This is a genomic window from Erythrobacter sp. RANMB8 (assembly GCF_056848235.1).
Window position 1 is genome coordinate 414,634 of record NZ_JBREHG010000002.1, and the last position, 24,321, is coordinate 438,954.

Sequence of the window (24,321 nt, forward strand, 5' to 3'; positions counted from 1 at the left end):
TGCCATGGCGCGAGCGTGACCGAACCGACCTCCCCGCTTCAGATTGGCGATTACCGGCGTTACTGGCTGGCCCGCTTCATGGCGGTGTTTGCCACCATGTCGATGGTCGTCCTGCTCGGATACCAGCTCTACGAAGTGGCGCGTGACGATTACGGGATGAGCGTGGCGGCGGCATCGTTCCAGCTCGGGCTGCTGGGGCTGGCGCAATTCATCCCGCTGTTTGTGCTGACGCCCGTCGCAGGCCTTGCCGCCGACCGGTTTGACAGGCGCCACGTTGCCGCCTTTGCCAACGGGATCGATGGCTGTGTGGCGGTGCTGCTGGCGGTGCTGACCTGGGCCGATGGGCTCAATATCCCGATCCTGTTCGCGCTGGCGGCAGCCCATGGCGCAGCGCGGGTCTTCGTCGGCCCTTCGATGAGCGCGATTGCGCCGAACATCGTGCCCCCTGCCCTGCTTCCCAAGGCGATCGCGCTATCCTCGATTGCCTGGCAGACGGCGACTGTGGCGGGTCCTGCGGTAGGCGGTTTGATTTTCGCCAAGGCCGCGTGGCTCCCCCATGCGATTTCTGCGGGGCTGCTGCTGGCCGCGATGGCGATGATCCTGACCGTTCGCCCGATCAAGGCCCGCCACGAAGGCCCGCCGTTGAAGCCGCTGCGCCAGATTATCGAGGGCATGGTCTATGTCTGGCGCGAGCGGTTTCTGCTGGGGTGTATCACGCTCGATCTGTTTGCGGTGCTGCTGGCCGGAGCAACGGCGCTGCTGCCGGTGTTTGCACGCGACATCCTGTTTGTCGGCCCGGAAGGCCTCGGCCTGATGCGGGCGGCGCCTGCGCTTGGGGCGGCTGCTGTCGCTCTGTTCCTGTCGTTCCGCCCGCTCGAACGCGAAGTCGGGATCAAGATGCTGTGGGCCGTTGCCGGTTTCGGCGCACTGACGGTGGCGTTTGCCTTCTCTCGCAGTTTCGCGCTGTCGCTGGCCATTCTCGCGCTGATGGGAGCGGTGGACATGGTTTCCGTGTTCATCCGCAGTTCGCTGGTCCAGCTGTTCACGCCTGACGACAAGCGCGGGCGGGTTTCGGCGATCTCCGGTCTCGCCATTTCCGCCTCCAACGAGCTCGGTGAAATGCAGTCAGGCCTTGCTGCTGCCATCCTCGGCGCGACCGGTGCGGTTGTGTTCGGCGGCGCGGGTGCGATAGTCGTGACATTGATCTGGGCGTGGTATTTCCCCGAATTGCGCCGCGCCCGCAGCTTCGAGCCGCAGGCGCTCAAACGAGAGGTATCGACATGAAGGCTGACAATATCCTCGCCACCATCGGCAGCACTCCGCATATCCGCCTTGCGCGGCTGTTCCCGGACCACGAAGTGTGGGTGAAGTCGGAACGCTCCAATCCCGGCGGCTCGATCAAGGACCGCATCGCGCTCGCGATGGTCGAAGATGCCGAGGCGCGCGGCGCGTTGAAGCCGGGCGGCACGATTGTCGAGCCGACCAGCGGCAACACGGGGATCGGCCTTGCGATGGTGGCGGCGGTCAAGGGTTACAGGCTGGTTCTGGTCATGCCCGAATCGATGTCGGTCGAACGGCGGCGCCTGATGCTGGCCTATGGCGCCAGCTTCGATCTCACGCCGCGTGAAAAGGGCATGAAGGGCGCGATCGAGCGGGCTCAGGAGCTGGTCGAGCAGACCCCCGGTGCATGGATGCCAAGCCAGTTCGACAATGCCGCCAACCCCGCAGTCCATGCCCGCACCACCGCGCAGGAAATTCTCGCCGATTTCGCAGACAGCCCGATCGACGTGATGATCACCGGCGTGGGCACCGGCGGCCATCTTACCGGCTGCGCGGAAGAGCTGAAAAAGCACTGGCCCGCCTTCAAGGCCTATGGAGTCGAACCGGCGCTTTCGCCGGTGATCAATGGTGGCCAGCCCGGCCCTCATCCGATTCAGGGGATCGGTGCAGGGTTTATCCCCGGCAACCTTCACACCGCCGCAATTGACGGCGCTATCGCTGTCGATGCCGACGAAGCCAAGGACATGGCCCGCCGTGCCGCGCGCGAGGAAGGGATGCTGGTGGGCATTTCGAGCGGCGCGACTCTCGCCGCGATCAAGACGAAGCTGGCAGAACTGCCGCCGGGCTCCCGTGTGCTCGGCTTTAACTACGATACGGGTGAGCGTTATCTCTCGGTCCCCGATTTTCTGCCTGTAGAATAAACCCTTTCCTTAACCGGCTCGCGCTATGGCTTGCGTCAGGACGCGAGGCAATCGCGCGAGCTGTTCGGAAAGCGGAGCCCATGAAGTTCATCAAGCTGGAATCGCGCGGGGGCAATTACCTCGTGGTCGCAGCCAACGTCGCCTGGCTGCGCACTGCGGAAAACGGCCAGACCAGCGTCGGCATCATCGGCGGTCAGCCACTACTGGTGGTCGGTTCGGTGGAAGAGGTCGCAGCCAAAATTCTCGCAGGCGTCGCCGAGGGAGAGACGGCAGACGAAGCTGGCGCTGACAAGGCTGCCGAACAGCGGGCGCCAGCGCCAGCGTCAGCGTCAGCACCCGAGGAACCGGCGGAAGCGGTTGTGGCAGCCGAGATCGAGGCTCCCGAAGCTGTGGCCCCCGAACCTGTTCCTGTGGTGAAAGCGCCTGAAGCCGCGCCGGTTGCTCCGGCAGTTCCGGTGCCGCCCAAGCCTAAGGCCAAATCAGGCGCGCCCCTGACGCTGGCAGATCGCCTTGCCCGTGCGGCGGCCCCGTCGGTCAAGGCCGGGACGCAGCGATTCATGTCGATGTCCGAATAGGTTAAGCGTCGCTTTACCGCCGTTCTTAGCGATATTACGCCTCTTGCCGAGCCTGCCAAACTGCGTCATCTTCCCACCTGCAAATCTCGCGGGTCCGGCAGGAGGGGCGTTCGCGCACCCGCGGTTGGTGCGTTCGACACAGGCTGTGTGAGCCGGACACGCAGCGAACAGGGGCTGACTCAATGAAAATGACAAAGATTGCCTTGGTTGCAGGCGTTACTCTCGCGGCGCTCGCCGCTCCCGCTCACGCACAGAAGGCGGGTGACAAGATTGCCGGAAGCTACATCTGCGTGTTCGATGCCAGCGTCACCCGCGGCAATGTGACCGCCGAAGCGAACCGTTCGGCCAAGGCCGCCCAGGCACAGCTCAAGCATGTCTATTCGACCGCGCTGCGCGGCTTTGCCGTCAATGCTTCGGCACAGGGCGTGGCAAACATGCAGCGCGCCAACCCCGCGATCAAATATTGCGAGGAAGACCAGATCGTCTCGACCGTCCAGAAGGGCAAGCCGGGCGGCGGCGGCACCACTCAGCCCGCGCAGACCGTGCCCTGGGGGGTCACCCGCGTGCGCGGCGGCGCAGCCGGCACCTTTGCCACCGCTTGGATCATCGACAGCGGGATCGACCTCGATCACCCCGACCTGAATGTCGATGTCGCCCGCTCGCGCAGCTTCGTTTCGGATTCTTCGCCCAATGACGCGAACGGCCATGGCACCCACGTTGCCGGGACCGTTGCCGCGATCAACAACACCATCGGCGTGATCGGCGTTGCGCCGGGCGCTCCGGTGGTCTCGGTGCGCGTGCTCGACCGTCGCGGTTCGGGTTCGAACTCGGGCGTGATTGCGGGTGTCGATTATGTCGCAGCCAATGGCCGCGCCGGCGATGTCGCCAATATGAGCCTCGGCGGCGGGGTCAGCAGCGCGCTCGACACGGCGGTGCTGAATGCGGCGGCCACCGGGATCCGCTTCACGCTGGCAGCGGGCAACAGCTCGACCAGCGCGACCACTTCCTCGCCCGCACGGGTCAACGGGCCGAACATCTTTACCGTGTCGTCCTTCGCATCGGGTGATCGCTGGTCGAGCTTCTCGAACTTCGGCAACCCGCCGATCGACTTTGCCGAGCCGGGTTCCTCGATCCTGTCGACCTATCTCAATGGTGGCTATTCGACCCTTTCGGGCACTTCGATGGCGGCTCCGCACCTCGCAGGCATCCTGCTGCAGGGCGCAGTCGGCAACGGCGGTGTCGTGAGCGGCGATCCGGACGGCAACCCCGATACCATCGGCATCGTCAACTGATCGGCTGATCATTGGCAAAGAAAAGGGGCGCCGGTTGCACGGCGCCCCTTTTTGTTTCCCGCTTTCGAAGCGATCAGGCCGCCGTGGCGAAGGCCTCTGCCGGCAGCTTCATCATGTATTCGCTGCCCGCTTCCAGCTTGCGGCGCAGCGCGCCCGCATCGGGCAGGAAACGTTCAGCGTAGTAGTTGGCCGAAACCAGCTTGGCTTCGTAGAACGCCTTGTCCTCCGGCTCGCCCGCAAGCTTGGCCAGTGCCACCTTGGCCATCTTCAGCCAGAAGAAGCCGAGCGTCACGATACCCATGATGTGCATGTAGTGATGCGCGCCCGCGCCGAGGTGGTTGGGGTTGGCCATCGCGTTCTGCATGAACCACATGGTCGCCGCCTTCTGCTCGCCCAGCGCCTTTTCGAGGCGTTCTGCGATGGGCTTGAGGGTCTCGTCCTGCTTGGCCGCGGCGATTTCCTCGTCGATCATGGCGAAGAAGGCCTGAATCGCCTTGCCCCCGCCCGCAGCGAGCTTTCGCCCGCACAGGTCCATCGCCTGCACGCCATTGGCGCCTTCATAGATCATGGCGATGCGGCTATCGCGCACGAACTGCTCCATGCCCCACTCGCGCACGTAACCGTGGCCGCCATAGACCTGCTGCATGTTGTTGGCGATGTCATAGCCCTTGTCAGTGCCGTAGCCCTTGATCACCGGAGTCATCAGCCCGATCAGCAGATCGGCCATTTCGCGCTCTTCGGGGGTCTGGGCCTTGTGGGTCAGATCGACCTGCAAGGCGCCCCACAGGCAGAGCGCCCGCATCGCTTCGGTGAACACCTTGGCATCCATCAGCATTCGGCGCACGTCGGGGTGGACGAAGATCGGATCAGCCTTCGCCGCAGGGTCAGCCGGGCCGGTCAGCGCGCGGCCCTGACGCCGGTCGAGCGCATAGGTGACCGCGTTCTGGTAGGCGACTTCGGCCTGGGCATAGCCCTGAATGCCGACCCCAAGGCGCGCCGCGTTCATCATGATGAACATTGCGGCAAGACCCTTGTTCTCCTCGCCCACCATGTAGCCGGTCGCACCGTCATAGTTGAGCAGGCAGGTGGCGTTGCCGTGGATGCCCATCTTCTTCTCGATCGAACCGCAGGTCACGCCGTTGCGCTGCGCGGGGTTGCCGTTCTCGTCGAGCAGGAACTTGGGCACGATGAACAGCGAGATTCCCTTGGTCGAATCCGGCGCGCCCGGGGTCTTGGCCAGCACCAGATGGATGATGTTGCTGGTGAGATCGTGCTCGCCGGCCGATATGAAGATCTTGGTGCCGGTGATCGCGTAGGTGCCATCGCCATTGGGAACGGCCTTGGTGCGGATCATGCCCAGATCGGTGCCGCAATGCGGCTCGGTAAGGTTCATCGTGCCCGACCATTCACCCGAGATCATCTTGGGCACGAAGGTCGCCTTCTGCTCGTCCGAACCCTTGGCAAGGATCGCCGAGATCGCGCCAGCGGTGAGGCCGGGATACATCGCAAAGGCCTGATTGGCGGTGCCGGTGTATTCCTCGAGCACGAAGCCGAGCACGTGGGGCAGCCCCTGACCGCCGAATTCCTCCGGTTGGGCAAGTGTGCCCCAACCGCTTTCGACATAGGCCTGATAGGCCTCCTTGAAGCCCGGCGGGGTTGTGACGCTGCCATCTTCGTGACGGGTGCAGCCGTGCTCGTCGCCGGCCTGATTGATGGGGGCGAGCACCTCGGCGCAGAACTTGCCGGCCTCGTTGATCACGGTGTCGATCATGTCGGGGGTCGCGTTCTCGAAGCCCGGCAGGTTGCCGTAGCTGGCCAGGTCGAGCACTTCATTGACGATGAAGCGCGTGTCGCGGGTGGGCGCGGTATAGGTCGGCATCTCGTGATCCCTTCGGTATGCAGTCTTGATGAGGCGGGTTGCGGCTCAGCGCAGATCGAGCTTCTCGATCTCGGCGACGAAATCGGTCAGCTCGTTGATCGAGCTGTCGATGTCGTCGCGCTGGGCCTTGAGCTTGGCGATATGGGCGCGGCACTTCTCGATCGTGACGCGGCGCTGTTCGACACGGCCATCGTCGAGATCGTAGAGGTCGATCATTTCGCGGATTTCGGTGAGGCTGAAGCCCACATTCTTTGCCCGCATGATCCAAGCGAGGCGCGCACGGTCACGCTTGGAATAGACGCGGGTCAGGCCGACGCGCGCGGGGCTGATCAGCCCTTCGTCTTCGTAGAAGCGCAAGGCGCGGGCCGTGCAGCCGAATTCGGAGGTAAGATCCGAGATCGTGAATTGTTCGCGCTCGTGGACATCGGGCCGGTCAAGGTGCGCCCCGTTACGGCGCGTTTCGCTGGCGGAATCCGGAGCGGAAGTCTGTGCAGGAGCGGTAGCCATGCCCGTGCCTTACCTTACCTTTACGTGAGCGTCAAGTCTTGACCTTAACGAGAGCGGGAGATCCGCTCCCTGTTTCAACACGCCTGTAGAAGCAGCTTCTCGCGCCTGTGTGGCATGTAGGGCCGGCAGGCACGGCGCGAATCAGCAGCGCGTCCTGATCGCAATCGACCAGCATCCCGACCATCTCCAGCACATGGCCGGACGTCTCTCCCTTCATCCAGAGCTGCTGCCGCGAACGGGACCAGAAGGTCACCTTCCCGCTTTCAAGAGTGCGATCGATCGCCTCGCGGTTCATGTGGGCGACCACCAGCACATTACCTGACGCATCATCGACCACGACCGCGGTCAGCAGGCCATTGTCATCGAACTTCGGTGCGAAAGTCGCACCATTCTCGCGTTCGTCGGTGGACAGGGCTGTGTCAGGCACAGGTAACTCCTCGGGGAAAGACCGGCGCACCATGGAAGCCCCGGCGAAAAATGTCACGAAGGCGGCTCCATTGCGAGGAATGTTGCACGATCACAACAGCCTTTTGCAAAAAACGCGAAGTATGAAGGTTTGATCTTCCGCCTTTGCGATCGGAGTGGAAAAAGGCCAACGGAGCTTCCGCAAGGGGTTCTCCACCGAACAACGGCATCGCCTGATGCCAGTTCAGGGGGCGACCGGAGCGCAGGCTGGCAGCGGGGTGCCAGAGCGACCGGTTGAACGATGAGGGACAGGATCCCGGCAGCGAAGTTAGGGGGTCGCTGCCATGGCCCGAAAGGGTGGATCCAAACCGTTTCGTCACGTGGCGCCCGGGGTCGAAAGACCTCGGGCGTTATGTTTTGGGCCTCAAGCCTCGCCATCCACGCGTGCGAAGCAGGCCACCGCGAGGCCCTCCGGCATTGCCTGCGCAAGTGCGGCAAGGCAGGCTCTGCTCGTGGCGCCGCTGGTCAGCACATCATCGACAAGGATCACATCGCGCCCGGCAATGACCCCGGCGCGAGCGGGGTTGAGAGCAATGGCACCGCGCAGCGCCTGTTCGCGTGCCTCGCGCCCTAATCCGCCGAGGTTTGGCGTTCGCCGGTTGCGGACCAGACCGTCGACCAGCACCTCGCCCTTCCCCAGCCTTGCCAGTTCCGCGCACAGCAACGCCGCCTGATTGAACCCGCGCTGCCACAGCCGCCAACGATGGAGCGGCACGGGGACCAGCAATGGGGGCTCCCGCCCCTCGGGCAAGGGCGGGATGCGCGCTGCGATCAGGCGGGCAAGCAATCGCGCCAGTGCGATCCGGCTGCCATGCTTGTATGCCAGAACCAGCTTGCGTGATGTCTCGTTGTAAGCGGTCGCGGCGTAAATCCGGCTTCCTCCGCTGCTTTCGGGCATATCGGCCAGCAGCACCAGTTCGCCCCAGCAATCACCGCACAACCCGTCCTGCGCGGCGATGGCAGCACCGCAAGCAGGGCATCGCGGGGGATAGACCAGATCGATGACCGGTCCCAGGGTGCTGGCAAGGCGTGCGACCGCATGCATGGTTCGGTGTGTCGCACGCCTTGCGCCGGACTGGCAAGCACGGCAGGGCGAATCCCATGATGATGCCTTCACAAGTTCCGGTCATCTTCTCCGAGCAACGCCGTCTGGCGCGATTGCGGCGCGCCGGCGTGCGCCGACGGGACATCCGCGATGCGGCCTCGTTCCTGCTCGACGACATCGCCGAGGACATGGTTGATCGCCTCGGCTTTGTGCGGCATGCTCCGGCGCGGTCGCTTGTGATCGGCCATTGCCGTGAGCCGCTCGCCGGCTTTCTGCAAAGCGGCGATGCGAGTCTTGCCATCACCACCACTGCCGATCCCGCTGCACCGATCGAAGGTGGCCCGTTCGACTTTATCGGCGTCATCGGGCAGCTTGATGCGGTCAACGATCTGCCGGGCGCTCTGGTCCATTTCCGCAACGCGCTGGTTCCGGGCGGGTTGATGATTGCCAGCTTTATCGGCGGACAGAGCCTTCCTGCCTTGCGCGCCGCGATGCTGCAGGCAGAGCCGGATCGTCCTGCCGCCCGCCTGCACCCGATGGTCGATCCTCGTGCCGCGCCGCAACTGCTTCAGCGCACCGGATGGAAGGATCCGGTGGTGGATTCCCACACGCTGACCGTCCGCTACTCCAGCCTCGACCGGCTTGTTGCCGATCTGCGCGATCAGGGGCTGGGCAATGCGCTGGCCCGCCCGGCCCCGCCGCTCGGCAAAACCGCCCTCGCCCGTGCCCGCGCCGCCTTTGCCGCCCGCGCCGATGGGGATGGCAAGACGCCCGAGACGTTCGAGATCGTCACCCTCACCGGACGGCGATCCCTCGCCGGCACCTAGCTTCGCGCCAAGGCCGCCTGTGCCGCCGCAAGCCGCGCAATCGGCACGCGGTAGGGCGAGGCGCTGACGTAATCGAGGCCCACGCTTTCGCAGAAGGCGATGCTCGCCGGATCGCCGCCATGCTCGCCGCAGATGCCCAGCTTGATGTCGGGCCGCGTCGCCCTGCCCCGCTCCGCCGCCAGTTCGACCAGCTGGCCGACGCCTTCGATATCGAGGCTGACGAACGGATCGCGCGGGAATATGCCCTTGTCGACATAGACACTCAGGAACCGCGCCGCATCGTCGCGCGATACGCCGATGGTGGTCTGGGTGAGATCATTGGTGCCGAACGAGAAGAACGCCCCCTCTTCGGCAATCTCGCCCGCCATAAGTGCGGCCCGCGGCAGTTCGATCATCGTGCCGACGAGGTAATCGACCCTCGTGCCGACCTCGGCAAACACAGCTTCGGCGGTGGCGTCCACCAGCGCCCGCAGCAGTGCCAGCTCGCGCTTGGTCGCCACCAGCGGGATCATGATTTCGGGTAAAGGCGCCTCGCCGCTCGCCTGCTTGACCGCACAGGCGGCCTCGAAGATCGCCCGCGCCTGCATCTCGTAGATCTCGGGGAAGGTGATGCCCAGACGGCATCCGCGATGGCCCAGCATCGGGTTGAATTCATGAAGCTCGCCCGCGCGCCGCTTGAGGTGATCGACTCCCAGCCCGGTCGCATCGGCCAGTTCGGCGAATTCCTCGTCCGCGTGGGGGAGGAACTCGTGCAGCGGCGGATCGAGCAGGCGGATCGTGCACGGCAGGCCCGCCATCACATCGAAAATCGCGGTGAAATCGGCACGTTGTTCGGGCAGCAGCTTGACCAGAGCCCGCCTGCGACCGGCCTCGTCATCGGCGAGAATCATCTGGCGCACCGCGCTGATCCGGCTCGCCTCGAAGAACATGTGCTCGGTCCGGCACAACCCGATGCCCTCCGCGCCGAACTGCCGCGCCATGCGGCAATCGTCGGGGGTTTCGGCATTGGTGCGCACGCGCATTCGCCGCAGCTCGTCCGCCCACACCATCAGCGTCCCGAAATCGCCCGCCAGCTCCGGTTCGACCGTGGGGACGATGCCGAGCATCACCTGGCCCGTCGCCCCGTCGAGCGTGATCGCATCGCCCTCCTTCAGTTCGGTCGCGCCGATCCGCAGGCTGCGGGTTGCACGGTCGATCGACACGGCACCGGCGCCCGACACGCAAGGCCGACCCATGCCGCGGGCGACCACCGCCGCGTGGCTGGTCATCCCGCCGCGCGCGGTCAGGATGCCCTGCGCAGCGTGCATCCCGTGAATATCCTCCGGCGAGGTTTCCACCCGCACCAGAATCACCTTCTCGCCGCGCCCCGCCCATTGTTCGGCGGTGTCGGCATCGAGCACGATCCGGCCCGCTGCCGCCCCCGGAGAAGCGGGAAGCCCCGTGGTGAGCACATTGCGCGCCGCATTCGGATCGAGCGTGGGATGGAGCAGCTGGTCCAATGCCATTGGATCGACGCGCCGCACCGCTTCGCGGGTGTCGATCAGGCCCTCTGCCACCATGTCCACCGCCATCTTCAGCGCGGCCTTGGCGGTGCGCTTGCCCGAGCGGGTTTGCAGCATCCACAGCTTGCCGCGTTCTACTGTGAATTCAATGTCCTGCATGTCCTTGTAATGACGTTCCAGCAGGTCGAACACGCGGGCGAGTTCGGCATAGGCATCAGGCAGAGCCTCTTCCATCGACAGCGGCTTGGCATTGGCAGCCTCGCGCGCCGCCCTGGTCAGATATTGCGGGGTGCGGATGCCTGCGACCACATCCTCGCCCTGCGCGTTGATCAGGTATTCGCCATAATAGGCCCGCTCGCCCGTCGCCGGATCGCGGGTGAAGGCAACGCCGGTGGCGCTGGTTTCGCCCATGTTGCCGAACACCATGGCCTGCACGTTCACCGCGGTGCCCCAATCGGCGGGGATGTTGTTGAGGCGGCGATAGACCTTGGCCCGGTCGCTTTCCCAGCTGTCGAACACGGCGCGGATCGCACCCCACAGCTGTTCGGTCACATCCTGCGGGAACGGGCGGCCCAGTTCCTGTTCCACGATGCCCTTGTATTCGCCGACCAGCGCCTGCCAGTCTTCAGAAGCCATCTCGGTATCGTTGTAGAAACCCTTGTCTTCCTTGGCGATCTCCAGCGCTTCTTCAAACAATCCGTGATCGAGGCCGAGCACCACGTCGGAATACATCTGGATGAAGCGGCGGTAGCTGTCCCATGCGAAGCGCGCATCGCCCGATGATGCCGCCAGCCCCTCGACCGTCGCATCATTGAGGCCGAGGTTGAGCACCGTGTCCATCATCCCCGGCATCGAAACCCGCGCACCCGAACGCACCGACACCAGCAGCGGATCGCCCGCATCGCCAAAACGCTTGCCCACGGTGGCTTCGACATGGGTCAGCGCGGCGGCGACTGCGGCGCGCAGATCGTCCGAAAAATCCGCGCCATCCTTCAGATAACGCACGCATTCTTCGGTGGTGATGGTGAAGCCCGGCGGCACCGGCAGGCCGATGCTTGCCATTTCGGCAAGGTTGGCGCCCTTGCCCCCTGCGACGGTCTTGTCCTTCTGGCGCGGATCGGAGTGGTCGGCGTTGCCTCCGAATACATAGACCGTCTTCAGTGTCATGGCAGTTCCTGCGCTGTGTTATGTGGGTGACAAAGGTTACACCCTGTCACCCCGAAAATCAGAACCAAGCCCCTGATATTGAACACCCTTTACAAAGGTGACGGACAGGGGAACGGGCGGCTTTCATCCTTCGATCCGGCTGAAATCGGCGACGCGGTGCACGGCATCGCGAAAGGCGGCGAGCAGCGACAGGCGGCTGTTGCGCTTGTCGGCCTCGTCGGCGTTGACGGTCACCTCTTCAAAGAACCGGTCGATGGGAGCGCGCAAGGTGGCGAGCGCCGCCATCGCATCGGCAAACCGCTCCGCCTCCACCGCCTCGGCAGCGCGAGGCGCGGCGGCGGCCAGCGCGTCGATCAGCGCCTTTTCCGCCGGTTCGGGGGTGTAGGAAAGCGCGGCAAAGCCGTTCGCGTCGAGCGAAGTCGAGACGCCCTCGCCTTCGGTCTCTCGACTACGCTCGAGACGAACGGATGTGGGTTCGACGCCTTCCTTCTTGAGGATATTCGCCGCACGCTTGTAGCCCGCGAGGAGGTTGGTGCCGTCCTCGGTAGTGACGAAGGCTTGCAGGGCATGGACGCGGGCGAGCAGGCGGACGAGATCATCCTCCCCGCCGAGCGCAAACACCGCATCGATCAGGTCGTGGCGGACACCGGCCTCGCGCTGCTGGACCTTGAGGCGGTCGGCGAAGAAGGTGACAAAATCGGCGATCAGCACATCGCGGGGCTTCCAAGGATGGACACCTTCTGCACCGACAAACGCCATTTCATCATCAGTACCGACCGGCGAGTATGGGTCTCGTGCGCGACCGAACATTACGTACCAGTCACGATTTAGCCAATCGACCTCGAACGACTCTGGGTGGGCCGTGATCAATTGTTCGTTCGGTTCGTCGCCGTCCCAAGAGAAAGCGCGGTTTTGATCAGCGATCTGCCACAGCAGCAGCGAAGTCGCGTCAAATGCAGTCTGGGCTAGCGGAAGGCGAAGTCCGTTCTGCTGAATTAGCGCCAAAATTCCAAGCGCCGCTCTTCGAAGCGCGAACGGATCTTTCGAGCCAGTCGGCAACTCACCGATGGCAAAAAACCCTGCCAACGTATCCAGCTTGTCCGCCAGCGATACCGCCACCGTCACCGGCGCGGTCGGCACATCGTCCCCCTGCCCGACCGGCTTGTAGTGATCGCGGATCGCCTCGGCGACCTCGACCGGCAGACCTTCCTTCGCGGCGTAATAGCCGCCCATAAGGCCCTGCAATTCAGGGAATTCGCCGACCATCTCGGTGACGAGATCGGCCTTGCACAGGTGTGCGGCCTGTTCGGCGAGGTCGGCCAGATTCCCCTCCCGCTTGCGGGAGGGGTTAGGGGTGGGACTGTCGGCGGGTGAGGCTTCGTGCCCACCCCCGGCCCCTCCCGCAGGCGGGAGGGGAGTATCGGTGACGATACCGGATTCAACCAGCCAGCGCGCCAGCTTGGCCACGCGCTCGACCTTGTCGGCCACAGTGCCGAGTTTCTCGTGGAAGGTGATCCGCGCCAGCTTCTTCGCGTGCTCCGCAAGCGGCGTCTTCTGGTCCTGCTCCCAGAAGAAGCGGGCATCGGACAACCGCGCCGCGAGCACCTTGCGGTTGCCGTCCACCACCACGGCGGGGTCGCGCGGCGCGATGTTGGCTGTGCAGACGAAGGCATTGGCGAGTTTGCCCTGCCCATCCTCACACACGAAATACTTCTGGTTCACCCGCGCGGTGAGCTGGATCACTTCGGGCGGTACGTCGAGGAACGCCTCGTCGAAGCGGCCGAGCAGCGGCACGGGCCATTCGGTCAGGCCCGCATTCTCGATCACCAGGCCTTCATCCGCGACCAGCGCGAGGCCCGCGTCCGCCGCAGCCTTGGCCGCGCCTTCGCGGATCAGGCGGCAGCGTTCGGAGAAGTGGACGATCACATGGGCGGCGCGCAGGGTTTCCACATAGGCTGCGGCGTCGGCGATTTCGACCGGGCCGGAATGGTGGAAACGGTGCCCCATGGTGGTGCGACCGCTCGCAATCCCGTCCACCTCGAACGGCACGATTGCGCCATCAAGCAACGCGATGATGCCCGACAGCGGGCGCACCCAGCGCAAGCTTTCGGTGGTGAGCGAAGCGGCGCCCCAGCGCATCGACTTGGGCCAGGGGAAGGCGCGGATGATTGCCGGGATGGCTTCGGCCAGCACCACGGCGGTCTCACGCCCCGGCTTTTCGACCACGGCGAAATACACGCCGTCACGCTCGACCAGCTGTTCGGTAGCGAGGCCGACCTTGCGCAGGAAGCCCTCCAGCGCCTGCGGAGGTGCGCTGACCTTCGGCCCCTTGGTCTCCTCACTGACCGCCATGGTGGCGAGCGGCAGGCCCTTTGCGATCAGCGCAAGGCGGCGCGGGGTGGCGAAAGCTTCGATGTTTTCCGCCTGCAATCCGGCCTTGGCCAGCGCCTCGGTAAACAGCCGCGCCAGATCCTCCTTGGCCTTGGGCTGCATCCGGGCGGGGATTTCCTCGCACAGGAGTTCGAGCAGGAAGTCGGCCATCAGACGAGACTCCACCCGGGATACTTGGCCTGCCATTCCGGCGACATCTTCTCGGCATAGGCCTCGCACGATGAGCGCGCCAGATCGCGCACGCGGCCCATGTAGCTGGCGCGTTCCTGCACCGAGATCACGCCGCGGGCCTGCAACAGGTTGAACACATGACTCGCCTCGACCGCCTGTTCATAGGCAGCAATCGGCACCCCTGCGGCAAGGGCATTGCGGCACTCGGCCTCGGCCTTGGCGAAGAGATCAAACAGCGCATCGGTGTTCGCCACCTCGAAATTCCACTTGGACATCTGGCGCTCGTTTTCGAGGAAGACCTCGCCGTAAGTCACGCCCGCCGCGTTGAAGGCGAGGTCATAAACATTGTCCACGCCCTGGATATACATGGCGAGGCGTTCCAGCCCGTAGGTCAGCTCGCCCGCCACCGGCTTGCAATCGAAGCCGCCCATCTGCTGGAAATAGGTGAACTGGGTGACTTCCATCCCGTCACACCACACTTCCCAGCCCAGCCCCCATGCGCCGAGCGTGGGCGATTCCCAGTCGTCTTCGACAAAGCGGATATCGTGCGCCAGCGGATCGATGCCGATCGCGGCGAGGCTTTTGAGGTAGAGGTCCTGAATGTCCGGCGGGCTCGGCTTCAGGATCACCTGATACTGGTAGTAATGCTGCAACCGGTTGGGATTTTCGCCATAGCGTCCATCGGTCGGGCGGCGGCAGGGCTGCACGAAAGCGGCATTCCACGGCTCCGGCCCCAGCGCGCGCAGCGTGGTCGCGGTGTGGAACGTGCCGGCCCCCATGCGCATGTCATAGGGCTGGAGAATGACGCAGGAGCCGTGCTGGCTCCAGAAGTCATGCAGCGTCAGGATCATGTCCTGAAACGATCGCGCCGGATCGCGCGGCGCGGGGGTAAAGAGGGGTGCGGCACTCATGGCGGCTCGCCATGGCCGAACACCCCCACAGCGTCAATGCCGCAGCGCAGCAAGAAGGGTGCAGAACCGCCGATAGTCAGGCGATAACGACACAAAGTCAGGTTATCTTGACATGGTCAGCGAATCGCGACATAAAGTCAGGGCAACCTGACATTCCGGAAGGTTGTTCTGACAAACTCTTCCTCCCCAGGAGAACCCCTATGTCGCTTCGTTTGCCCTTTGCCGCTGCTGCTCTCGCGCTGATCGCCGGTGCCCCCGTCATGGCCAACCCTGTCAATGCGACGCCGTTCGAAACCGCAATCGCGCATGATGATCTTGACCTCGGCACCAACGACGGCGTGTCGCGCCTCGATGAACGGGTGCGCACCAAGGTTCGCCAGATGTGCCGCAATGGCGGACGCGACGGCGCCTCGCTGCGGCTCGAGCGTGAATGCCAGGCCGGTGCGCTGGCCGCTGCCGCTCCGGCGATCCGCGTCGCGGTTGCCAATGCCCGGCTTGATCGCGTGCGCCTCGCTGCCAACACCCCCGCGTCGCCCGCCGCCACTCCCGGCGCGTGACACCCCCGCAGGCGGAGGGGCTCGCCCCGCCCCTCCGCCCGCTTCGCTTATTCACTAGGACCGTAACCGACGATGGAACTGCCCCGCCGAACACCTAGAGAGCTGCGCTACCGCGCTTACTTCCGGCTTATGGATGCAAGCACGCTCGCCCTTGGCATCGGGGCTGCGGACTTTTTCGCCGCCGCCCTGTTCGACGCGGGATTGGAAGCCTTCGTGCCCGCGCCGTGGATCTACGTGATCGGGCTTCCCGTGCTGTTCTTCAATTTCCTTGTGCCGATGGTGCTGGTCGTTGCGCGGTTCATGCGCGACGATTATGCCGAGGGCCTGTGGCGCCGCGCCATGCTGGTCGTGGGTTACGGGGTCGCGGTCGGCCCGATCGCCCTGCTGGCGATATCCTGGCTGCTGTATCTGGCCGTCGGCCCGGTCACGCCGGAGTGGCTGCGCCCGGTGATTGACGAGCAGCAGCCGGTGAGCGTCCTCCTCGTCCTGTGGCAGGCGCATCTGATGCTGTTCGTGTGTGCCTTCCAGTTCCTGCGCTGGAGGGATGCACGATGAACAAGGCCGGGACCAATGCCATGTGCCGCCTGTTTGGAGACATGTAATGCCCTATCGACCGCGCGGCTTTAGCACAGGCAACTTCACGCCGGACGCTGACGATCGCTCCTTTGCCTATGCGGCGCTGTGGGCCGGACTGCCAGCGTCGCTTATCCTGCTGGCGAGCTTGGAATTCGGGCGGATCCCGATCCTCTCCTCGCTGGCCTCGGGCGTCACCGCTGGCAGCCTGATCGGGCTGGCGATCAGTTGGTCGAACGACGAGTTTGCACGCGCGCAGATCGCCTTCGCGGCCAACTGGGCGCTGGCGTTTGCTGGGCTGATCCTGTTGCTCGAAGTCATTCCTTCGTTGGGTGACCACGCGCCCGAACAGCGCTGGACTCTCGCGATCATGGCGACCATCTTTCATGTCGCTTTGGCATGGCGACGGTGGCGGGATAGATGATCCCATGAAGAACCGCCTCAAAGTGCTCCGCGCCGAACGTGACTGGTCACAGGCCGATCTGGCGATGCATCTCGATGTCTCGCGTCAGGCCGTGAACGCCATCGAGACCGGCAAGCACGACCCTTCCCTCCCCCTCGCCTTTCGTATCGCCCGGCTGTTCGACATGCCGATCGAGGAGATTTTCCATGACGAAGCCTGATCTGACCGAAACGGAGAGCTCCCTTTCGGACGGCGCGATCATCCTCCGGCGCGCGCTGCTGGCGATCGGCGGCGTGTTTGCGCTGACCTTCATCGCCGGGATAATCGCCGGCTATTCCAGTGTCATGATCGAAAACGGCCGGGTCGATCTGATCGACGTCGGCATGCTGGGCGCGATGCTGGCAACCGCTGCGGCGGTTGGCTACGGCATGTGGCGGTTCTGGCCGTCATCGAGCGGAGAGCCGGTCGCCCCGCGGGTCAGAAACGCCCGCCGGTTCATGCTTGTCGCCGTGGTTGTGAGCGTGCCGCTGGGGATTCTCATCGCTCTGGGGACGGACGGGCCGCCCAGTGTATTCTCGAATGCCCCGATCAGCCCGGCGATTGCAGCGGTTGCCATCGGCTTGTGGCTGATCGCCGGGCCCATTTCGACATTTCTGTGGCTGCGCAACGTCGATGAGCATGAAGCCGGTTCCTACCGCGAGGGCGCGTTTGTTGCCCTTCACGCCTACATGTTCGTGACCCCCGCCTGGTGGATGGCAACACGCGCCGGATGGCTGCCTGCGCAGGATCCGATGCTGGTGTTGCTGCTCGTCAGCGGGCTGTGGCTGATCGTCTGGTTCATCCGCCGTTACCTTTGAAATGACCAATACCCGCCTCATCTTCCCCCTAGCCCCCCAAGGAGACTACCGATGAAACTTGCCTCGCTGCTTGCCCTGACCGCCGCCCCCTTCGCCCTGTTTGCGGCAAATCCCGCGCTCGCCGATAACCACGCCCCCGCCGAAGCGGCGGCAACGGTTGCCGCCAAGGGCCCGGCGCTGTGGAAGGTCGCTGACGAGGACACCACGATCTATCTGTTCGGCACGGTCCACGTGCTGCCCACCGGGATCGAGTGGTATGACGATACCATCGCCGAGGCGCTCAACGGTTCGGATATCGTCGTTACGGAAATCCCGATGGACGAAGCCAGCAATGCGACGCTGACGCAGCTGACCATGACCAAGGGCGTGCTGCCTCCGGGCACCACGCTGCGTTCGTTGCTGACCCCCGAACAGACCGCGACTTATGAAGCCGCGCTCGCCAAGCTTGGCGCGCCGCCTGCGGCCTTCGATCCGTTCAAGCCGTGGATGGCGGGCCTCACCCTGTCGCTGCTGCCGCTGATGCAGCAGGGTTACAATCCCGAAAGCGGGGTGGAAAAGGTGCTGCTCGGCAAGGTCGCCGACAAGCCCAAGGGCGCGCTGGAAACCGCCGAATTCCAGCTCGGCATTTTCGACAGCATGCCGCAGGATGCGCAGATCACCTTCATGATGGACGCGGCAACCGGCATCGACGAAGTCAAGCCGATGCTCGACCGGATGGTGGCCGAATGGGTCAAGGGCGATGCCGATGCTCTGGCTGCGGTGATGAATGAAGGCATGAGCGATCCTGCCGTCGCCGAAGCGCTGCTTTACAGCCGCAATGCCAACTGGGCCGAATGGATCGACGCCCGCATGGACGAACCCGGCACTGTGTTCATCGCGGTCGGCGCGGGCCACCTTGCAGGCGCGAAAAGCGTGCAGGATTACCTCGCCGAAAAGGGCATCGCGGTTGCCCGCGTCAAGTAAGCGGAAAAGGCCTGTGATGGTGGGCAAGGCAGGGTCGATGGCGCAGCGGATTGCCGCGACCTGCCTTGCTCCGCTCGCCCTTTTCGCGCTCGCCGGATGCAGCGATGCCCCCGGGAGCACGGCAGACGGCCCTCCCCGCGATCCGCTGATCTACGAAATCGCCAGCGCCGATGACAGTGTCGAGGGCTGGATGCTTGGCACCATCCATGCCCTGCCCGAAGGCACCGAATGGCGCACCCCTGCCATCGGCAAGGTGATCGACACCGCCGATGTTCTGGTGGTGGAGATTGCCGATCTGGACGGCGGCGGGGAAGGCGCTTCGCTCTTCGCCAGCCTGTCGCAGACGCCCGGCCTGCCCGCCATCGCAGACCGCCTACCCCCCGATCTGCGGCCCAGGCTCGCCGGGATGATCGATCGCGGCGGGCTGGACAGTGCAGGTTTTGCGACAACGGAAACATGGGCCGCAGCGATCATGCTGGCCCGTGTCGATGCGACCGGCGATCCGGCACAGGGCGTTGACCGCGCACTGATCGACGCATTCGAAGGGCGGCCGCTCCGCGAACTCGAAGGCATGCGCGCCCAGCTTTCGATCTTTGACCGTCTGCCCGAAACCGCGCAGCGCACGATGCTCGCCTCGGTGGTGCGCGAAAGCGACCGGACGCGCGAGGATCCCGAACGGCTACAGCGGGCATGGCTGGCGGGCGATGCGGCGACAATCGAACAATCGACCCGCGAGGGTTTCCTTGCCGACAATGTCCTGCGCGAAGCCTTGCTGACCGGGCGCAACCGGCGCTGGGCCGAAGCGATTGCGCCGATGCTGGCCGAACCGCCCCGCCCGCTGATTGCGGTGGGCGCCGCGCATCTGGTCGGGCCGGAAGGTCTGGCGGCCTTGCTGGAGGCACGCGGTTACCGCGTCCGGCGCATCGGGGGCCGCTAAAGCGGTTGCCTTTCGGGCCATGTCCCTCTAAGGGCCCGCGCTTCGGCGCTCCGGACATCCCTGGAGGCGGTGCGCACGATAACGTCTATCAACACGCATTCGAAAGGCATTCGTATGAGCGAGACTCTTACCCTGCCGGCTGAAGCGCGCGAACGGGCTGGCAAGGGAGCCTCCCGTGCAATTCGCCGCGAAGGTCGGACTCCTGCTGTCATCTATGGCGGCAAGGAAGAACCCACCCTGATCCACGTCGAGGAAAAGGAACTGGTCCGTCAGCTGATGACCGGCCACTTCATGAACTCGATCGTTAACATCGAGATCGGTGGCAAGACCATTCGCACCCTGCCCAAGGATGTGGCCTTTCATGCGGTCACCGACCGCCCGGTGCATGTCGACTTCCTGCGCCTGACCGGCGACAGCCTGGTCGAAGTGCAGGTGCCGGTGGTGTTCGTGAACGAAGATGCCTCGCCCGGCCTGAAGAAGGGCGGCGTGCTCAACATCGTGCGTCACGAACTGGAACTGTCGTGCCCCAACGCCGACATTCCGGAAGAGATCAAGATCGATGTCACCGGCAAGGAAATCGGCGATTCGATCCACATCAGCGAAGTGACCCTGCCCAAGGGCGTCAAGAGCGTGATCACCGACCGCGATTTCACCATCGCCACCCTGATCGCGCCTTCGGGCCTCAAGAGCAGCGAAGGCGAAGCCGCTTCCGAGTAAGCGCGCCGCCATCAGCAGCTTCAGCAACGCCGGGCTTCCTTCGCGGGAAGTCCGGCGTTTCACTTTGTGCAAGGTGCAGGTAGGAGACACGCCATGCAAATCTGGGTCGGCCTCGGAAATCCCGGACCGCGCTATGCGCTTCACCGGCACAATGTCGGGTTCATGGCCGTGGATGTGATCGCGGACATGCATGGCTTCGGCCCGGTGCAGAAGAAATTTCAGGGCTGGGTGCAGGAAGGGCGGATCGGAGCAGCGAAGGTGCTGCTGCTGAAGCCTGCCACCTTCATGAACGAAAGCGGCCGTTCGGTTGGCGAGGCGCTGCGGTTCTACAAGCTCGGCACCGATGCGCTGACGGTGTTCCATGACGAGCTCGATCTCGCCCCGTTCAAGATCAAGGTGAAACAGGGTGGCGGGCACGCGGGGCATAATGGCCTGCGTTCCATCGACCAGCATTGCGGCGCCGACTTCCGCCGCATCCGCCTCGGCATCGGCCATCCCGGCCACAAGGGCCGTGTGACCGGCCACGTGCTCGGGCCTTTCGCCAAGGCGGAGGAGGATGATCTCGCCGCCATGCTCGGAGCCATCGGTGCCGAGGCGGAATGGCTCGCCAAGGGCGATGACGTGCGCTTCATGAACGATGTGGCGCTCAGAATGCAGGATATGACCCCGTGACCGGCCGCGTCCCTTTTTTCGAGGTCAGCCCGCAGCAGGGCGCGGCCTTCTTCGGCAGCCCCGAAACCGGCCCGGTGGTGATGCTCAACCTCCTGCGTTTCCGCGAGCGGGCAGACTATTCCCATGCCCCCGGCCTTGAGCCCGTTGGCGGTTGCTCGGGGCGCGAGGCCTATGATCGCTATATGCGAGAGATGCTGCCGCTGCTGGAAGCAAGTGGCGGGGCGGTGCTGTTTTCGGGCACCAGCGCGCCCTTCCTGATCGGCCCGCAGGACGAGATCTGGGATCACGTGCTGCTGGTGCGGCAGGCGAGCAAGGCTGCCTTCCTCGCTTTCGCCAGCGACCCTGATGCCCAGCGCATTACTGCGCACCGAATGGCTGCCATCAGCGATTCCCGCCTGCTGCCGATCCGCGAGGATTGATCAAGGGCAAGCGCGCAAGCGGAACGGCGTGCCAAGGGCGATCTCGTGCGCCTCGTGAACGATGCTGCGTTAAGGATGCAGAGCCAGCCCTGAACCATTGCGGGACAGCCGCGAGGAACGGGAAGACAGGATTTCCAACCTGTTATAGTGTCACCTCAATCGTTTGAAACCAAGGATTGGGGACACCACACAATGCTGAAGATGCTTAACCGTGCACGCACCGATGCCCTTTGCGGCCTGTTTGCTCTGTCGCTGGCAGGCGTGGCTTTCGCCGCCCCCGCGCAGGCAATGAAGCCCCCGCCGCAGGATCCGGGCAGCAGCTCGTCGACCTCGGGCGGCTCCACTTCGGGTGGCTCCACTTCGGGCGGGACTTCGGTGCCCGAGCCGTCGAGCCTCGCGCTGTTCGGTGCCGGTGCGGCTGCCTTCATGATCGCCCGCCGCCGCCGCGCCGCGAAGAAGGACTGATCGTCTCTCCGGCCTACCGGAAACGCCGGCAGGATCAGGACATCCCGCAATCGCCCGCCATGCAGCAATGCCTGGCGGGCGTTTTGTTGCGAGGCGCCAAGGCCCGGCCTACAGCGGCATGATGAAGCGCGTCCTCATCATCGGCCCTTGCGGTTCGGGCAAGAGCACCCTCGCCCGCGAACTCGCGCCGCGCATGGGGCTGCCGCTGGTCCACATGGACCAGCTGGGTTGGCAGCCGGGGTGGGTCGAAACCGGGAGAGCCGAACTCCATGCGCGTCTCGCCGAGGCGGTGGCAGGCGAGCGCTGGCTGATCGAAGGCAATTACGGCAGCACCCTCGCTCCCCGGCTCGAACGGGCCGATACCGTCATCTACCTCGATTTTCCGGTTCGCCTGTGTCTGCGGCGGCTGATCAAGCGCATCGTCACCTTGCGCGGCCAGTCCCGTCCCGACATGCCCGAAGGCTGCCCCGAACGCTTCGACGCGGCATTTTTCTTGTATGTGATGAACTGGAACAGCGGACCGAGAGTGCGGACCGAAGCGCACATCGCCCCCCATGCCGCCAAGGTGATCCGCCTGACCAGCCCCCGCGCCCTTGCACAATGGCGCGAGGCCAATAATCTGGCCTGAGACCATCCAGCCAAGGACGCCCCCAATGAGCCTCGACCGCCGCACGCTCCTCGCCGGAGCCGGAGCCGCCGCCACTGCCTCGCTCCTCACCGCCGCTCGCACTTCGGCGGCAGAGCCGGTTTACAGCCCCGATCACAGCTTCAGGGGCAAAAGCGTGCTGATCACCGGCTGCTCTTCGGGCTTCGGTCGCCTCGCGGCGGAATTGCTGGCGCGGCAGGGGGCGAAGGTGTTTGCCACGATGCGCGCCCTGCCCCGCACCGAGGCCGAGCAGCTGCGCATCCTCGCCCTGAACGAGCGGCTCGACCTGCACGTGATCGAGATCGATGTGACCTCGGACGAACAGGTCACCAATGGCGTGGCCGAAGCCGAGATGATCAACGGCGGCCCGATCGACGTGCTGGTCAACAACGCGGGCATCGGGATTACCTCTCCGGTCGAGGTGCAGGACATGGAAGCGACCCGCCTGATGTTCGAGACCAACGTCTTCGGAGCGCACCGCATGGCCCGCGCCGTGCTGCCGGGGATGCGGAAAAAGGGCGGCGGCCTGATCATCCAGATTTCGAGCCAGCTTGGCCGCGTGATCACGCCCTATTCGGGGCATTATTCCGCCACCAAATTCGCGATTGAGGCGATGGGCGAACAGCTCGCCTATGAACTGGTGCCGCACAAAATCGATGTCAGCATCATCGAACCGGGCGGTTATCCGACGAAGGTGTGGGTCAACCGCAACGCCTATTCGTCGGCGCTCAAGGAACGGGCAGAGGCGAAGCACACCGATGGCTATCCGCAGCAAGTCGCCGCGATGGGGACCGAGGATGGTTCGGGCCGCAGCAATGATCCGATGGATGTCGCCAAGGCAATCGCGGGCCTCGTCGCCCTGCCCGCCGGCACCCGCCCGCTGCGTCTGCCGGTGTCGCCGGGCAACAAGCCGCAGGTGCCGATCAACGAAGTGACAGCGCGGGTGCAGACCGAATGGCTGGGGGGCTCACGCGCCGGACCGCTGATCCGCGCCGTGCATGAACGGTGAGGCTCTAGCCAGCGCGCCGCCCGCCCGCTAAGGGGCTGCGCTTTCCCAATAGCCAAGGCACAATCATCATGGGTTTCCGTTGCGGGATCGTCGGCCTGCCCAACGTGGGCAAGTCCACTCTGTTCAATGCGCTGACTGAAACGCAGGCGGCGCAGGCAGCGAATTATCCCTTCTGCACGATCGAACCCAATGTCGGGCAGGTCGCGGTGCCGGACGAGCGGGTCGCGAAGATCGCGGCCATCGCCAAGAGCGCGAAGATCATCGAAACCCAGCTTGGCTTTGTCGACATCGCCGGCCTCGTGAAAGGTGCGAGCAAGGGCGAAGGCCTTGGCAACCAGTTCCTCGGCAATATCCGCGAGGTCGATGCCATCGTCCACGTGCTGCGCTGCTTCGAGGATGACGATATCCAGCACGTCGCCAACAAGGTCGATCCCATCGCCGACGCCGAAGTGGTCGAGACCGAGCTGATGCTGGCCGATCTCGAAAGCCTCGAAAAGCGCGTGCCTGCCGCGGCCAAGCGCGGGGCTGCGGGCGACAAGGAAGCCAAGGCCATGGCGAGCGTGCTCGGGCAGGCGCTCGACCTGCTGCGCGAAGGCAAGCCTGCGCGGCTGACGGTGCCGAACGATGACGAGGAGGCCCGCCTGTTCCGGCAGGCACAGCTGCTCACCGCCAAGCCGGTGCTCTATGTCTGCAACGTTGCCGAGGAAGATGCGGCAGAAGGCAATGCCCTGTCCGCCAAGGTCTTCGAAAAGGCGGCGGCCGAGGGCGCGCAGGCCGTGGTCGTCTCTGCCGCGATCGAGGCCGAACTGGTCGCGATGCCGGTCGAAGACCGCGGCGAATTCCTCGAAGCCTTGGGCCTTACCGAAAGCGGCCTCGCCCGCGTGATCCGCGCCGGATACAAGCTGCTGGGCCTCAAGACCTTCTTCACCGCTGGCCCCAAGGAAGCCCGCGCCTGGACCTTCCCCGATGGTGCCAAGGCTCCGCAGGCGGCAGGCGAGATCCACTCCGACTTCGAACGCGGCTTCATCCGCGCCGAGACGATTGCCTATGATGACTACGTCACGCTGGGCGGCGAAGCCGGCGCGAAGGAAGCGGGCAAGCTGCGGCAGGAAGGCAAGGAATACGTGGTGCAGGACGGCGACGTGCTGCTGTTCAAGTTCAACGTTTGAG

The 24,321-nt window shown here is 64.7% G+C and carries 26 protein-coding genes; 19 read left to right on the forward strand and 7 right to left on the reverse strand.

What is annotated here, in order from left to right:
* Positions 1 to 15 precede the first annotated feature (15 nt).
* The 4 genes from ACU0AG_RS05055 to ACU0AG_RS05070 all read left to right on the forward strand — a co-directional run bounded on the left by ACU0AG_RS05055 (position 16) and on the right by ACU0AG_RS05070 (position 4,068).
* The gene (locus tag ACU0AG_RS05055) at positions 16 to 1,284 is read left to right on the forward strand and encodes an MFS transporter (RefSeq protein WP_482781168.1); all 1,269 of its coding nucleotides are present in this window, start codon (positions 16 to 18) and stop codon (positions 1,282 to 1,284) included.
* Positions 1,281 to 2,201: a cysteine synthase A gene (cysK, locus tag ACU0AG_RS05060; RefSeq protein ID WP_482781169.1), complete on the forward strand. Its 921-nt coding sequence runs from the start codon at positions 1,281 to 1,283 to the stop codon at positions 2,199 to 2,201. The genes ACU0AG_RS05055 and cysK overlap by 4 nt, the downstream gene beginning before the upstream one ends.
* 80 nt (positions 2,202 to 2,281) lie before the next feature.
* On the forward strand, positions 2,282 to 2,776 hold the full coding sequence (locus ACU0AG_RS05065; RefSeq protein WP_482781170.1) for a hypothetical protein: 495 nt from the start codon (positions 2,282 to 2,284) through the stop codon (positions 2,774 to 2,776).
* A gap of 182 nt (positions 2,777 to 2,958) precedes the next feature.
* Positions 2,959 to 4,068 (forward strand): S8 family serine peptidase, encoded by a 1,110-nt coding sequence (locus ACU0AG_RS05070; RefSeq protein WP_482781171.1) that lies wholly within the window; start codon positions 2,959 to 2,961, stop codon positions 4,066 to 4,068.
* Positions 4,069 to 4,141: 73 nt separating this feature from the next.
* On the opposite strand, the gene ACU0AG_RS05075 is transcribed toward ACU0AG_RS05070, so the two are convergent.
* The 4 genes from ACU0AG_RS05075 to ACU0AG_RS05090 form a co-directional block, all read right to left on the reverse strand.
* Complete coding sequence (locus tag ACU0AG_RS05075) at positions 4,142 to 5,947, reverse strand: acyl-CoA dehydrogenase C-terminal domain-containing protein (protein WP_482781172.1); 1,806 nt, start codon at positions 5,945 to 5,947, stop codon at positions 4,142 to 4,144.
* Positions 5,948 to 5,992: 45 nt separating this feature from the next.
* On the reverse strand, positions 5,993 to 6,454 hold the full coding sequence (locus tag ACU0AG_RS05080) for a MerR family transcriptional regulator (RefSeq protein WP_482781173.1): 462 nt from the start codon (positions 6,452 to 6,454) through the stop codon (positions 5,993 to 5,995).
* 31 nt (positions 6,455 to 6,485) lie between these two features.
* The gene (hisI, locus tag ACU0AG_RS05085; protein WP_482781399.1) at positions 6,486 to 6,914 is read right to left on the reverse strand and encodes a phosphoribosyl-AMP cyclohydrolase; all 429 of its coding nucleotides are present in this window, start codon (positions 6,912 to 6,914) and stop codon (positions 6,486 to 6,488) included.
* A gap of 369 nt (positions 6,915 to 7,283) precedes the next feature.
* Entirely contained in the window at positions 7,284 to 7,964 is a 681-nt protein-coding gene (locus ACU0AG_RS05090; protein ID WP_482781174.1) for a ComF family protein, read from the reverse strand.
* A gap of 56 nt (positions 7,965 to 8,020) precedes the next feature.
* On the opposite strand from ACU0AG_RS05090, the gene ACU0AG_RS05095 reads away from it, so the two are divergent.
* On the forward strand, positions 8,021 to 8,791 hold the full coding sequence (locus ACU0AG_RS05095) for a class I SAM-dependent methyltransferase (protein WP_482781175.1): 771 nt from the start codon (positions 8,021 to 8,023) through the stop codon (positions 8,789 to 8,791).
* Here the strand turns inward: ACU0AG_RS05095 and ppdK are convergent.
* From ppdK to ACU0AG_RS05110, 3 genes are all read right to left on the reverse strand, one after another.
* Positions 8,788 to 11,460, reverse strand: coding sequence for a pyruvate, phosphate dikinase (gene ppdK / locus ACU0AG_RS05100; RefSeq protein ID WP_482781176.1), 2,673 nt, complete (start codon positions 11,458 to 11,460; stop codon positions 8,788 to 8,790). The genes ACU0AG_RS05095 and ppdK overlap by 4 nt on opposite strands.
* Before the next feature lie 123 nt (positions 11,461 to 11,583).
* Positions 11,584 to 14,001, reverse strand: a complete 2,418-nt coding sequence (gene glyS / locus ACU0AG_RS05105; protein ID WP_482781177.1) for a glycine--tRNA ligase subunit beta — start codon at positions 13,999 to 14,001, stop codon at positions 11,584 to 11,586.
* Positions 14,001 to 14,933, reverse strand: coding sequence for a glycine--tRNA ligase subunit alpha (locus ACU0AG_RS05110; protein ID WP_482781178.1), 933 nt, complete (start codon positions 14,931 to 14,933; stop codon positions 14,001 to 14,003). The genes glyS and ACU0AG_RS05110 overlap by 1 nt, the downstream gene beginning before the upstream one ends.
* Before the next feature lie 200 nt (positions 14,934 to 15,133).
* Between ACU0AG_RS05110 and ACU0AG_RS05115 the strand changes: the two genes are divergently transcribed.
* From ACU0AG_RS05115 to ychF, 14 genes are all read left to right on the forward strand, one after another.
* Positions 15,134 to 15,490: a UrcA family protein gene (locus ACU0AG_RS05115; protein WP_482781179.1), complete on the forward strand. Its 357-nt coding sequence runs from the start codon at positions 15,134 to 15,136 to the stop codon at positions 15,488 to 15,490.
* Between the two features lie 72 nt (positions 15,491 to 15,562).
* Positions 15,563 to 16,045 (forward strand): hypothetical protein, encoded by a 483-nt coding sequence (locus ACU0AG_RS05120; RefSeq protein WP_482781180.1) that lies wholly within the window; start codon positions 15,563 to 15,565, stop codon positions 16,043 to 16,045.
* A gap of 46 nt (positions 16,046 to 16,091) precedes the next feature.
* Positions 16,092 to 16,487, forward strand: a complete 396-nt coding sequence (locus ACU0AG_RS05125; protein ID WP_482781181.1) for a hypothetical protein — start codon at positions 16,092 to 16,094, stop codon at positions 16,485 to 16,487.
* A gap of 4 nt (positions 16,488 to 16,491) precedes the next feature.
* Positions 16,492 to 16,686: a helix-turn-helix transcriptional regulator gene (locus ACU0AG_RS05130; protein WP_482781182.1), complete on the forward strand. Its 195-nt coding sequence runs from the start codon at positions 16,492 to 16,494 to the stop codon at positions 16,684 to 16,686.
* The gene (locus ACU0AG_RS05135; protein ID WP_482781183.1) at positions 16,673 to 17,323 is read left to right on the forward strand and encodes a hypothetical protein; all 651 of its coding nucleotides are present in this window, start codon (positions 16,673 to 16,675) and stop codon (positions 17,321 to 17,323) included. The genes ACU0AG_RS05130 and ACU0AG_RS05135 overlap by 14 nt, the downstream gene beginning before the upstream one ends.
* A gap of 51 nt (positions 17,324 to 17,374) precedes the next feature.
* Positions 17,375 to 18,286, forward strand: a complete 912-nt coding sequence (locus tag ACU0AG_RS05140) for a TraB/GumN family protein (protein WP_482781184.1) — start codon at positions 17,375 to 17,377, stop codon at positions 18,284 to 18,286.
* Positions 18,287 to 18,302: 16 nt separating this feature from the next.
* Complete coding sequence (locus ACU0AG_RS05145; RefSeq protein WP_482781400.1) at positions 18,303 to 19,223, forward strand: TraB/GumN family protein; 921 nt, start codon at positions 18,303 to 18,305, stop codon at positions 19,221 to 19,223.
* A 114-nt stretch (positions 19,224 to 19,337) separates the two neighbouring features.
* The gene (locus ACU0AG_RS05150) at positions 19,338 to 19,940 is read left to right on the forward strand and encodes a 50S ribosomal protein L25/general stress protein Ctc (protein WP_482781185.1); all 603 of its coding nucleotides are present in this window, start codon (positions 19,338 to 19,340) and stop codon (positions 19,938 to 19,940) included.
* A gap of 93 nt (positions 19,941 to 20,033) precedes the next feature.
* The gene (gene pth, locus ACU0AG_RS05155) at positions 20,034 to 20,612 is read left to right on the forward strand and encodes an aminoacyl-tRNA hydrolase (RefSeq protein ID WP_482781186.1); all 579 of its coding nucleotides are present in this window, start codon (positions 20,034 to 20,036) and stop codon (positions 20,610 to 20,612) included.
* Positions 20,609 to 21,031, forward strand: coding sequence for a DUF1330 domain-containing protein (locus tag ACU0AG_RS05160; protein WP_482781187.1), 423 nt, complete (start codon positions 20,609 to 20,611; stop codon positions 21,029 to 21,031). Before pth ends, ACU0AG_RS05160 begins: the two co-directional genes overlap by 4 nt.
* 192 nt (positions 21,032 to 21,223) lie before the next feature.
* Positions 21,224 to 21,496: a PEP-CTERM sorting domain-containing protein gene (locus tag ACU0AG_RS05165; protein ID WP_482781188.1), complete on the forward strand. Its 273-nt coding sequence runs from the start codon at positions 21,224 to 21,226 to the stop codon at positions 21,494 to 21,496.
* 118 nt (positions 21,497 to 21,614) lie between these two features.
* The gene (locus ACU0AG_RS05170) at positions 21,615 to 22,124 is read left to right on the forward strand and encodes an AAA family ATPase (RefSeq protein WP_482781189.1); all 510 of its coding nucleotides are present in this window, start codon (positions 21,615 to 21,617) and stop codon (positions 22,122 to 22,124) included.
* Positions 22,125 to 22,149: 25 nt separating this feature from the next.
* Entirely contained in the window at positions 22,150 to 23,151 is a 1,002-nt protein-coding gene (locus ACU0AG_RS05175) for an SDR family oxidoreductase (RefSeq protein WP_482781190.1), read from the forward strand.
* A gap of 68 nt (positions 23,152 to 23,219) precedes the next feature.
* Positions 23,220 to 24,320: a redox-regulated ATPase YchF gene (gene ychF, locus ACU0AG_RS05180; RefSeq protein WP_482781191.1), complete on the forward strand. Its 1,101-nt coding sequence runs from the start codon at positions 23,220 to 23,222 to the stop codon at positions 24,318 to 24,320.
* The last annotated feature ends 1 nt before the right edge of the window (position 24,321 follow it).